Here is a 13,140-nt window from a genome sequence, read left to right on the forward strand (position 1 = left end):
CTTCGTATAAGTATTTAGCTAATCAACTATCGTTTTAACTATTTCGCATGCACATGCAATAATTGATGTGTTACTTATTAAATGACTTTTTATGCAGTATTCATTATAGATATACTTTATATTATATATACTTTATTGTTACCTTAACTTATTTAGGTTTCAGTGTACTGTTAAGATATTGATTTTTTATTCTTTTAACTTGCAGTACATTGAACAAATAGATATTTCAAGTAAAACAATGTCTTTTACTTAGATAGTTACTCTAGTAACTTAGAAAGCAAGTTATTAATGCAAAGAACCATGGCATTGTTTAAATTTTTTACCAGAGTTACACGGACAAGGATCATTACGACCGACTTTACGGTCACTGATTATCGCTGCATTAGCAACATTCGTCACCGACGTTTCCTTTCCATACAATCCGAGCCCTTTCTGTTGTGTTAAATATCTAATTTTTCCCTGACATTGTTGTTTAAGCATTGATACTTCTGTCGGCACTTTTATTTGCATTTTACTAAGAATGCTGATCACTTCATATTTCAAAGACTCTAGCATAATCGCAAACATCTTGAATGATTCCCGCTTATACTCTTGTTTAGGATCTTTCTGTGCGTAACCACGCAGGTGGATGCCCTGACGTAAATAATCCATCGCTGCTAAGTGTTCTTTCCATAGAGAATCTAACGTTTTTAGCATTACGTCCTTTTCAAAGCACCTCATTATCTCTGTATCAACCACATCTTCCTTACGTACATATTGTTCCTTAACATTATCTAAGATACGCTCACGCAAGGTTTCTGCGCACAACTGAGGCTCTTTGTTAAGCCATACAACTATTGGAACCTCTAGATCAAAATCATTTTTTAGATGTTCCTTTAACCCCTGAATATCCCATTCTTCTTCCAGAGATTTCGGCATAATATAGTCATCAATAACGCCTGAAAACACATCTTCATGAATACTGAGAATAGTTTCACGAATATCTGGTACACTTAATAGTTCATTGCGCTGGCTGTAGATGGCACATCGCTGATCATTAGCGACATCGTCATATTCTAGTAATTGCTTTCGGATATCAAAATTTCGGCTTTCTACTTTTCCTTGGGCTTTAGCAATGGCTTGTGTTACCCATGGGTGTTCGATCGCTTCGCCCTCTTTCATGCCTAATTTTCGCATCATACTAGACACACGCTCTGATGCAAAGATGCGCATTAAGGTATCTTCCATGGATAGATAAAAACGAGATGAACCCGCGTCACCTTGACGACCAGAACGACCACGCAACTGGTTATCAATACGTCGTGATTCATGACGCTCGGTACCAATAATATGCAGGCCACCCGCTGTCAGCACTTCATTATGACGTACTTTCCAGGCATCTTTTATAAGATTTATTTGTTCTGTAGTTGGTTTTTCCAACTTAGCAACCTCAGCCTGCCAATTACCACCTAATACAATATCAGTACCGCGACCTGCCATATTCGTCGCGATTGTCACTGCCCCTCTTTGGCCAGCCTGCGCTATAATATCTGCTTCCATATCATGGAACTTGGCGTTTAATACTTTATGAACAATTCCTGCTTTAGTTAGTTCGCGAGAGAATAACTCGGATTTCTCAATTGAGATAGTTCCCAAAAGCACTGGCTGGCCATTAACAATACGCTTGCGAATATCATGAATAATTGCACTAATTTTTTCTCTTTCAGTTAAGTAAATCAAATCTGGCATATCTTTTCGGATCATGGGACGGTTCGTTGGCACTACTATAGTCTCTAGGTTATAAGTAGAGCTAAATTCAAAAGATTCTGTATTAGCAGTACCAGTCATACCTGCTAATTTCTTGTACAGGCGGAAATAGTTTTGAAAAGTGATTGCGGCTAATGTCTGGTTTTCATTCTTTATTGCGACACCTTCTTTAGCTTCTACCGCCTGGTGTAAACCATCTGACCAACGACGACCATGCATGGTGCGTCCAGTATGTTCATCAACAATAATGACTTCCCCATTTTTAACAATATAATCAACATCACGGTTAAACAACATATGTGCACGTAACGCCGCAGTAACATGGTGCATCAGAATAATGTTAGTCGAGGAGTACAGTGATTCACCTGTTTCTATAACATTAGCCGCTAGTAGCATTTCTTCAATTAAAATTAATCCACGTTCAGTTAGGTATACCTGACGTGCTTTTTCATCTACTGAAAAATGACCTTCGCCCTGAAAAGAATCAGAGTCCTCTCTTTCCTGACAAATTAATTTAGGTATGAGTTTGTTAACTTTTATATACATTTCAGAGCTATCTTCAGCTGGCCCAGAAATAATAAGAGGGGTGCGTGCTTCGTCAATCAAGATTGAATCGACTTCATCTACCAATGCATAATGTAATATGCGTTGAACTCGTTCCGCACGGCTAAATGCCATATTATCACGTAAATAATCAAAGGCATATTCGTTATTAGTACCGTAGGTAATATCTGCCGCATAAACTTTACGTTTATCTGATATTGACATGCCAGGTAAATTAATACCAATACTTAAGCCAAGAAATTCAAATAATGGTCTATTTTTTTCAGCGTCACGTTTCGCTAAATAATCGTTAACAGTCACCACATGAACACCGTGACCAGTTAAAGCATTCAAATAGGCAGGAAGTGTAGCAGTAAGGGTTTTACCTTCACCAGTACGCATTTCAGCAATACAGTGATCGTTAAGTACTATGCCACCCAATAGTTGTACATCGAAGTGACGCATACAAAATATACGTTTACTTGCTTCGCGCACTACAGAAAACGCTTCTGGAATTAAATTTTCTAATATTTCGCCTTTTTTCAATCGTGCGCGGAATGCATTAGTTTTAGATTGCAGTTCATTATTAGACAGTTTTTCTATGTCCGATTCCATATCATTAATCTGCTCCACTACTTTTAGCATGCGGTGCACTTTATAGCCGTTACGACTACTAAAAATTTTTTTAAATAACTTTAATAACATAATTATTATATCTCTATCATAATCACCTAAATTAACTGTTTATTTACTATGTGAGGTATTTGCGCTGTACAAGTAAAAGTAATCTTCGAGAATTACGCCAGCATAAATACCTAACCGCCCATGCAAGACCATAGGTTGTTTTATATTAGACTTATACGGGCTATAGGTAGCCTACTGTATAGTGTCATACCTTAAATTGTCTGTGCATGAATGAGTGTCTCTTATTCTAGTCACTTATTAATATATTCTATTAGAATAGATCCTATCTTTTATATTCTTGCTACTTTCGCAATTGAGAATATAATTTTCTTTCTTTTATCTAATGCTTAGCAGAACAGCTACTCTGATACGCTCACAGTATTAAACATTTTATACCCATGTGTTTAATAATGTTATGTATGCGATGAATTTTCGCATACATTCTATTAGTATCTAGCGCTGATCATTAATGCTGCAAGTAATTGCATCAGTCTGAAGAAAACTTATACAACAACCATGTACTGTCTATCGCAATACCTTTTAGTACACCACAACAGAAGTTGCTTACCGTATTACATATGACTGTCTACAGATTTTTCATCAGCTTTAGATGTTGTCTCTTGCGTTAAACTCTCAAGCTTAGCATTTATTACTACCACCGTTCGCCTTACACCAGTGCTACTGGTAATATCTTATGTTATTAGGGAGTGTATGCACCCTATCGATTATCGGCTAAATTTTTATAATTGTGATAAAATGGCCAGTGTTCTTACTATTAAGATTATCGTGCTCACAGAGCATCGCTTTATCTATATTGTTTATATTTTAGTGAATTATAATACTTGGATAAACACAACTGCCTCGACTTGTAGTGTCTATACTGTTATGGACATATGTCCCATCATATATTAATTCTTTCTTAGTTTTAAATAACAACTTCAATAAATAAAAAATTTCTTAGCACACTCGCCTATTATAGTGTCATATAGGCTGCTATAGACATATATTATGCTTTTGCTATATTTAAATAAGATAGACTAGATGGTTTTCTATAAGCTACCACTATTTTGTGTGACCATGTAGTCATGCCTATCGCAAGATATAAAATATTCACTCTTGTTATTTATTAACTTACCCATAATAATTTACATGGTTAATAAAAACATCATCCGTCAGATAACTAATAATGTTATGCACCATCCGATACCCAGGTGATCTTGCAAAGTTGTTATCTGAAATATTTATTATGCTATTCTTAAAATACTTACTTCTATTATACTCATTTAATGTAGTATCAGATAAGCAAAAACCTAAAAAACGATTTTATAGTTTGCAGTACTAAGAAATTAAAGAATACCCTTTACCATTACGTTCTCTTTTAATAATGGTATCAGAGATAACGGCACTTTCGTGCTATTCTTACTCGGTAATGAATGTAAGTCTCATACGCATGACATAAAGTTACTTATAAAAAATTATTATTCCCAATAATTTTAAGTATAATGCCACTATTATCTAGTAGTGTTGATTTATTCACACTGATGCTATTTGCATTAGCCTACATCAACTTTATTGTCTACTTATCTAAGTAGCAATCTTATTTGCTCATACCTTAGTTACACAATAATTACTACAACACTATATATTTTTTATTAAAAAAACTGATTCTTTGAGAGCGATAAAGTTTTATAATAAAGATAGCTTGTGAAGCATCTACACCCTAGTATAGTGATGATCAAGCCGTTCAAGGGAGACCTGATTACTTTACTAATTAACGAGTAATGCAGCCAAAACAATACCATGAAAGTCTAGCGTATATCTACTTACTTAAGTACGAATAATATTCTCAGACTAGATTAGTGAATTGTATACCTCTAAACTAGCTATTAATAATATTAAGGATGTTAATATATATTATTCGCTCTTTAGATTTGTAAACTAATACTTGGTACTAACATTTGTTGTTTTTGAATTACCTAGTAAAGATATCAATGATTTATTTTGACTCTGCTGCTATGGCATTAGATTAGAGATAATACTTATAACGCATACAAAAGCACTTATGATGTTAAATTATTTTTATTCGAGTGACTTAAATAACACCATGTATTCTTTAACTTATTTATCTAGTTAGTGATATGATCAATAACCACTGTGACACCGCAATAAATACTAAATCTACTCTAAAAAAAGCACAGTATCACACTCTAAATACGTTGATCACCAAAATACTGTCAAATTAACCTGAAATGAAGATAGCAATCACCGTGTTAAGATCTATGCTCTATATTTAATATTAGATTTACTTCTTTATGATTGTAATTTCAAACTCTTTAAAAATGCAACGTTCGTTGAATAAGCTTGACTTACTCTTTTAGGAAAAACTAGTCACGCAGCGACTGATGACCAAAGAATTAACGTTTAGCACTATGGTAAATGTGGTATAAATAAAATATTGATCGTGGAAACCTTGTTTTTCTACAAACTTAAATTTAACAGTAATTTTTTCTTATGGGATGACCTTTAAGAGGTTATTATGAATATAATACTTGCACTTAGATCACTAGTTTTATACTGCTACTATAAGCGGTAGAATGAAGTGGGTTACTTGATTAATTACTAATCACGGCAACTGCACCTTCTCCTGATAGGAGAGGGTGTGAAAATAATCTCAACCTATGTTATCATAAAAGATTCATAAAGCTTATCGTAAGCTTATACTCTAAACGGAGCCATTATGCGTCATAGCTATCCAAAATTATTAGAGACACTATGCGACAACCATCTTATAACAGACCAAGTCATATTATATAACATTAAGAAACGTGCACTCGCGCTACTAAAACTTAACCGAGCAGTACAACACTTTTTACCTGCTCAATTACATCCTTGGTGCCGCGTTAGGAACGTTCGACAAGGTGTTTTAATATTAGAAGTAGCAAATGCTAGTTGGATGATGAGATTACGCTATGAACAATCTATATTACTTTCTACACTAAAAGAAAAAATTCTACCGTCATTATCGTCGATCGATATCAAAATTTATCCAGGTTTAATACAAGCGGGTAATAATCAAAGCAAAAATGCAACACCGTCTGCACTACTTCCTCGTCTAAATCATAAAAATACTATGGAACTGAGCGAATTAGCGCTCAGCAGCCCAGAGAATCTAAGAAAATATTAAAAAGACTAATAGTATTAACCGCGGTAAATACTAATTTATCACACTATGATAAATGCTTAGCAACATAGAAGTTCGCTTTTACTGAAACAATTAGCTATGATAAATATGCATTTTATAGACTAACGTACAGTACCTCTCCAATTGTTTTTCACATTTCATCTCTGTTGAAGATACAGATATTTACGCTAACGCAGTAGAGGATGCCTTAAATGCTAAGGGTATGTCTACTTCATTCTGCACTATAATGTAGTCCCACACTGCCTTCCTAGCTAACACAGTCTGCAATAGCTTATTATTCAGCGCATGACCTGACTTATACGCGGTGAATGCACCGATAATATTGTGGCCACATATAAATAAATCACCAATAGCATCTAGTATTTTATGACGTACAAATTCATCTTCAAAACGCAGGCCGCCTTCATTCAACACACAATAATCATCTAGTACAATGGCACATTCAAAGCTACCACCTAAAGCCAAACCACGCGACTGCAGACATTCAATATCACGCATAAAACAAAAAGTACGCGCGCGACTGATTTGACGAACAAACGAATCAGTAGAAAAATCAAGACGATAACGTTGTGTGCTAGGATTAATAGCTGGGTGGTTAAAATCAATCGTAAAATCTAAAAGAAATCCGTTATAGGGAGATAGCTCAGCCCATTTATCATCTTCTTCAACACGAACACTATCTTTTAGACGTAGGAATTTCTTTGAAAAATTTAACTCTTTAATACCAGCATCTAACAACAAAAATACAAACGGACTAGCACTACCATCCATAATTGGTATTTCAGGGGCATCAACATCAATAATAATATTATCAATACCCAATCCAGCCAATGCAGCATGCAAGTGTTCAATAGTAGAGACACGTACTTCTTGCTCATTCATTAAGCAAGTACAGAGCATAGTATCACGTACAGATTTTGCGTTAGCTAAAAAAACAACCGGTGGATTCAGGTCGATGCGACGATAAATGACACCAGTATTCGCTGGTGCGGGACGCATTGTTAAAGTGACTCTTTTTCCAGCGTGCAAACCGACGCCTGTCACTTGGACAATACGTTTTAATGTCCTTTGTTTGATCATTATTTTATCTCGCAATATCATCTATCCTACCGACTAAATATGTACTGCAGCTAGCATAGCTAGTATAGCACAAAACGCAGAGACATTATATTCTTAAAACATTTAATCAGCCTGTTTACGCAGAAACGCAGGAATATCAAGGTAGTCTGCTTCTTTATTCGACTGCATAGATTGATTATTAATTACCCTACCTGTTTTTACTTCCTGCGACAATGGTAAAATACCATGTTGTTGATAACGATAATCAAACACAGGCTGATTCACTTGTTTATTAGTCACTAAGGTAATTTCAGGACGCTGCTCCATACCGATACCCGTCGCTACTACGGTAACACGCAATTCATCGTTCATCTCTGGGTCAAGTGCAGTACCAATCACTACAGTGGCGTTATCAGAAGCAAAGGCGCGAATACTATTACCCACCGTTTCAAACTCATCCAAACGCAGATCGAAACCCGCCGTAATATTAACTAACACACCGCGAGCACCAGATAAATCAATATCTTCTAAAAGTGGACTAGAGATTGCTAATTCTGATGCTTCTTCAGCACGATCTTCACCACACGCAATACCAGAGCCCATCATCGCATAACCCATTTCAGACATCACAGTGCGCACATCAGCAAAATCAACGTTCATTAAACCTGGGCGAGTAATAAGTTCAGCAATTCCCTGAACTGCACCTTTTAACACGTCGTTGGCTGCACTAAACGCATCTAATAGAGAAATACCACGACCCAAAACTTTTAGTAACTTATCGTTCGGGATCGTAATCAGGGAGTCTACATGCTTGGATAATGTAGCAATGCCCTGTTCAGAAAATGCAAGACGCTTCTTACCTTCAAAATTAAATGGCTTAGTCACCACAGCGACAGTTAAAATACCTAAATCTTTAGCGACTTCAGCTACTACTGGCGCTGCGCCAGTTCCGGTACCGCCTCCCATTCCGGATGCAATGAATATCATATCTGCACCATCTAGTGCACTACGTAAAGCTTCACGATCCTCTTCTGCTGCATTGCGACCTACTTCTGGATTTGCACCTGCCCCTAAACCTTTGGTAACAGTACTACCAATCTGAATGGTATGACCAACCACTGTTTTACGAAGTGCTTGAGCATCTGTATTAACGACAAAGAATTCAACGCCTTCAATGTGCTCACGCACCATATGTTCAACGGCATTTCCACCACCACCGCCAACACCAATAACTTTAATGACTGCGTCATTGGTTAATTCTATTGGTTCAAACATAGTTTTCTTCCTTTCTTATCTATCTTGTTCAGATTATATAAAGATGACCTACAATAATTCTTTTTAGAAAACATTAAAATTCCTTTCGTAGCCAGCTATGAATACGTTTCAACCAATTGCTAACTGCGGTATGTTTTTCTATTTCTGTCTTATTGTGTAAGTAACATTCTTTTCCATAGTGCAGCAGACCTATCACCGTAGAGTAATAAGGCTTCTCTGTATAATCCGTTAGACCTGTGATATTCAAAGGTTGCGCAATGCGTACTTGGGTATGAAAGACCTGTTGCGCGCAAGTTGATAAACCATCAATTTGAGCTGCACCTCCTGTTAATACAACTCCTGCTGCTAGATGATATTTCACTCCCTGCTGACGCAGTTGTTCTTGCAATTGTAAAATTCTGTCGTTCACAAGAGTTAATAATTCAGTATATCTTGGCTCAATGACTCCCGCTAGTGTCTGTTTTTGCACATTACGTGCAGGACGCCCTCCAACACTAGGCACAACTACATTCTCATCCTTTTTGACCATCGATTCCAACGCACAGCCATGCTTAATTTTAAGCATCTCTGCATCTAGAGGAGGTGTACCAAGAGCATAGGCAATATCACTTGTAACCACCTTGCCAGCATAAGGGATTACTGTGGTATCACGTAGTGCACCATCAGTATAAATAGTTATATCCATAGTGCCACCACCAATATCCACAACACAAACACCCAATTCACGCTCATCTTCAGTGAGCACTGCATAGCTCGCAGCTAAACCAGAAAAAATAAGTTGGTCAACTTTTAAACCACAACGTTCTGTAGCTTTAATAATATTTTTTGCCATATCATTATGGCATGTGATTAAATGCACCTTAGCCTGCATGCGTAAACCAGACAGCCCAACGGGGTTTTTAATACCCTCCTGATAGTCGATAGCGTATTCCTGAGGAATGACATGTAGGATTCGGTGTTCATCACAAATACGTACCGATTTAGCAGTATGTACTACAATTTCCACGTCTTCTTGGGTCACTTCTTCCTCTGATACAGGCACCATTCCTATTTCGTTTTGGCAACGAATATGTTGTCCTGACAATGCAAGATAAACTGAAGAAATATGGCAATCCGCCATCATTTCAGCCTGATCAATCGCACGATGTACACACTTTACTACTAACTCTAGGTCGTTTACACCGCCCTTATCCATACCACGTGATGGACAATCTCCTACTCCAATAATATTAACTATACTATCATCAGACAGAACTTCTCCCACTAGTGCACAGACTTTTGAAGTACCGATTTCTAGTCCAACTACCAGTTTTCTGTCCCTAAATTTGATCATTTTTTTCCCTATGCCTATACCTTTATTTGATCCTATCGCTTATTACTATTGGTTTAGTATCAAATGCTGCCTGGTTGTCATAAGTAGCAGAATCTAACTTACCGGATGCTGCATGCATCGCACAATTCAAATAGCTAAATCACTTGCTTTCCGTCTATATCTTGCTGCTACCAGCGCAGAAAAGTTGATGAATCACTATGTAAGACCTATATAATTAGCTGTTTTCTCATGCAAATTAGTTGTTATCCTCTACAAGCCAACCTCTAGGCATTAGGAATAATGAACGCGTATAGTTAGTATATTTATTATATATTCATTATCTGTTAATGATGGTTGTCATGCTATAAGAATCTTCTCAGCTTTCCTTTTTACTCCTTTTAGCCACAGCGTCATAGCTATATCTATAGCACCCGTTTCTATTCTATGCGTACAATGAACAATGTGCTATAAGTATTTATCTCGAACAGCTCATGCCATTAGACTACCTGGCAGGTGCTAAGCACCTGATAAATTTCTGTGTGTGGTTATTGTTTACGTACGCAGTTATACTGAATCTAAAATAATTGTACGTTCTTCTTCTGAACGACATTGAAATTTAGTATTAAAAATATCACTGATATGTTTCATACCAAGATTACTTGCTAAATTGCATTATTAGTAGTATTATTACACTGTTCGTCACTATCAATCGATACAATGACAAATAATTAGCGACTTTATACATTTCATTAGTGCCTTGTAAGTTATAGGGTGTTCTGATTAATTAATGTCTATCGCTGCGTTGTAAGTTATTACTCATGTAGTCATATTGTATATGCATAGCAACTTAAAACATATCATTCCGCTAATGATAAAATTTTTATTACCAGTTGCGAAAAGGTTAATCCAGACTGACGTGCTGCTATCGGCATTAGACTATTTTTCGTCATACCAGGAGAGGTATTTATCTCAAGCACATAGAAGCAACCATCATTATCCTGCATTAAGTCTACGCGACCCCAGCCACGGCAGCCTAGTCCATGGTAGGCAGACAACGCTATTTTCGCTATCTCAATTTCCTGTTCTTTGCTCAAACCACTGGGGCAAAAATACAGAGTATTATCTGAGATATATTTAGCCTGATAATCATAAGCGATACCTGGGGGCTGAATGCGGATCGACGGTAGTGCTTGATCACCTAAGATTGCCACAGTATATTCTGGACCACTCAGCCATCTTTCTACCAATACTGCGTCATCATAGCGAAAAGCATTGCTTAATGCTGTCTCAAGTGCACTATGCTCACTCACTTTACTTATACCGATACTAGAACCTTCACGACTGGGTTTGACAATTACAGGTAGACCAAGTAAAGTTATCCGATTCAGTAGTGCTACGTTTTTTTCGTTAAAATACTGCTGACGATTCAGAACTATATAAGATGCTACCGGAAGATTCATAGACTGCCATAACATTTTACTACGCCATTTATCTATACTCAGCGCTGATGCCATCACACCGCTACCGGTATAAGGTAATTCAAGACACTCTAGTAACCCTTGTACGGTACCATCTTCACCACCACGACCGTGTAGCGCAATAAATACTTTATTAAATCCCTGGTTTTTTAGTTGTGTAACAGGGAAGTCTCGCGGATCTATGCCATAAGCGTTAATCTTAACTTCGCGCAAAGCTGCTAATACAGCAGCACCAGATTGCAATGATATTGCACGCTCAGAGAAAGTGCCTCCCAGTAAAACAGCAACTTTATCAAACACAGTACTCCTCCGCTTTTTTCTGCGGTTTGAGCTGAAAATCAGCTAATTTTCGAGCGATTTTACCTATGTTACCAGCACCTTGTACTAGCACCAAATCATCAGCCTGTAAAAGTTGCGCTAAGATTTCTGGTACGTTATTAACATTAGACACTAAAATTGGATCCAGCTTGCTTCGTCTTCGAATGGTACGACATAATGCGCGACTATCTGCACCGGGAATCGGTGTTTCACCCGCACCGTATACCTCAAGCATTAATAACACATCTACCTGCGATAATACATTAGCAAAATCATCATATAAATCACGAGTGCGTGTATAACGATGAGGCTGAAAGATCATTACTAAGCGCTTATTTGCCCAACCACTGCGTACTGCTTTCAATGTGGCATCCACTTCAGTAGGATGATGTCCATAATCATCTACTAATATTGTACTACCTATTTTCCCATTCACTGAAGCTAAAGAGAATTCACCAAGGAACTCAAAGCGGCGATCCGTACCCTGAAAACATGTTAACGCATGTACGATATCTTTATCGCAAATTCCTTCTTCAGTCGCCACTGCCACTGCTGCTGCTGCATTGAGCGCATTATGACGACCCGGTGCATTTAAGGTTACATTTATTATTGGATTACCCTGTCTTCTTAAAGTGAAGTACCCTTTTTCCCCTAGCTGGTGATATTTTTCGATAAGAACGTCAGCATGCTCACTAAAACCATAAGTAGTGATGTGGCGCTCTACACACGGTAATAACTCCTGTATAACGGGATCATCAATACACAGCACTGCAAGGCCGTAAAACGGCAGATTATGCAAAAAACTAATAAAAGTCTGTTTCAAGTTTTCAAAATTACCTTGATAAGTCTCCATATGTTCAGGTTCAATATTAGTGATAATGGCTACGATCGGCTGCAAATATAAGAAAGATGCATCACTTTCATCTGCTTCTGCAATTAGATAACGACTAGAACCTAAATGCGCATGGGTTCCTGCCGCCTTTAGTAAACCACCATTAATAAATGTCGGGTCCAAACCAGCTTCGGCATAAATACTTGATATCATTGCCGTTGTGGTTGTCTTGCCGTGCGTACCAGCAATAGCAATACCATAACGAAACCGCATTAATTCAGCCAGCATCTCAGCGCGGCGGATCACTGGGATATGTGCTGCGCGGGCGGCCACGATCTCCGGATTATTGTCAGAGATAGCACTAGATACTACCACTACACTCGCATTTAAGATATTTTCCTTACGGTGATTAAAATAAATTGTTGCACCGAGTATGCTTAAATGATAGGTTACCGAATTCGCTATCAAGTCAGAACCACTGATTTTATAACCTTCGTGAACTAACACTTCGGCAATACCTCCCATACCAGCTCCACCAATTCCAATAAAATGGATGTGTCTTATTCGCCGCATCTCAGGTACTATAGTGCGTAATTTTGCTAATTGCTGTATATTCATCACCTTTTATCATCCAAACAGGACTTATCAAGTATTGCGGTCTTTATAATGTAAATTAATATGCTACACACCC

At 37.4% G+C, this 13,140-nt stretch carries 6 protein-coding genes and 1 pseudogene; 1 reads left to right on the top strand and 6 read right to left on the bottom strand.

Annotated elements, in window-relative coordinates; all coding sequences use genetic code 11:
* Nucleotides 1-285 precede the first annotated feature (285 nt).
* Nucleotides 286-2,994 (bottom strand): preprotein translocase subunit SecA, encoded by a 2,709-nt coding sequence (secA, locus tag GIY03_RS01925; protein ID WP_457913462.1) that lies wholly within the window; start codon nt 2,992-2,994, stop codon nt 286-288.
* A 2,716-nt stretch (nt 2,995-5,710) separates the two neighbouring features.
* On the opposite strand from secA, the pseudogene GIY03_RS01930 reads away from it, so the two are divergent.
* Nucleotides 5,711-6,225 (top strand): annotated as a pseudogene (locus tag GIY03_RS01930) (DUF721 domain-containing protein).
* A 112-nt stretch (nt 6,226-6,337) separates the two neighbouring features.
* On the opposite strand, the gene lpxC reads toward GIY03_RS01930, so the two are convergent.
* From lpxC to murC, 5 genes are all read right to left on the bottom strand, one after another.
* The gene (gene lpxC / locus GIY03_RS01935) at nt 6,338-7,255 is read right to left on the bottom strand and encodes a UDP-3-O-acyl-N-acetylglucosamine deacetylase (protein WP_457913463.1); all 918 of its coding nucleotides are present in this window, start codon (nt 7,253-7,255) and stop codon (nt 6,338-6,340) included.
* Between the two features lie 102 nt (nt 7,256-7,357).
* Nucleotides 7,358-8,509, bottom strand: coding sequence for a cell division protein FtsZ (gene ftsZ / locus GIY03_RS01940; RefSeq protein WP_457913464.1), 1,152 nt, complete (start codon nt 8,507-8,509; stop codon nt 7,358-7,360).
* Between the two features lie 73 nt (nt 8,510-8,582).
* Nucleotides 8,583-9,842: a cell division protein FtsA gene (gene ftsA, locus GIY03_RS01945; RefSeq protein WP_457913465.1), complete on the bottom strand. Its 1,260-nt coding sequence runs from the start codon at nt 9,840-9,842 to the stop codon at nt 8,583-8,585.
* A gap of 836 nt (nt 9,843-10,678) precedes the next feature.
* The gene (locus GIY03_RS01950; protein WP_457913466.1) at nt 10,679-11,599 is read right to left on the bottom strand and encodes a D-alanine--D-alanine ligase; all 921 of its coding nucleotides are present in this window, start codon (nt 11,597-11,599) and stop codon (nt 10,679-10,681) included.
* Complete coding sequence (gene murC / locus GIY03_RS01955; protein ID WP_457913467.1) at nt 11,592-13,067, bottom strand: UDP-N-acetylmuramate--L-alanine ligase; 1,476 nt, start codon at nt 13,065-13,067, stop codon at nt 11,592-11,594. Before murC ends, GIY03_RS01950 begins: the two co-directional genes overlap by 8 nt.
* Nucleotides 13,068-13,140 lie beyond the last annotated feature (73 nt).

This window comes from Candidatus Gillettellia adelgis, assembly GCA_020541285.1.
Classification (GTDB): domain Bacteria; phylum Pseudomonadota; class Gammaproteobacteria; order Enterobacterales; family Enterobacteriaceae; genus Gillettellia; species Gillettellia adelgis.

Bases quoted from the DNA above. Each gene is read 5' to 3' on its own strand.
- secA (WP_457913462.1), bottom strand. From the start codon at position 2,994: ATGTTATTAAAGTTATTTAAAAAAATTTTTAGTAGTCGTAACGGCTAT.
- lpxC (WP_457913463.1), bottom strand. From the start codon at position 7,255: ATGATCAAACAAAGGACATTAAAACGTATTGTCCAAGTGACAGGCGTC.
- ftsZ (WP_457913464.1), bottom strand. From the start codon at position 8,509: ATGTTTGAACCAATAGAATTAACCAATGACGCAGTCATTAAAGTTATT.
- ftsA (WP_457913465.1), bottom strand. From the start codon at position 9,842: ATGATCAAATTTAGGGACAGAAAACTGGTAGTTGGACTAGAAATCGGT.
- murC (WP_457913467.1), bottom strand. From the start codon at position 13,067: ATGAATATACAGCAATTAGCAAAATTACGCACTATAGTACCTGAGATG.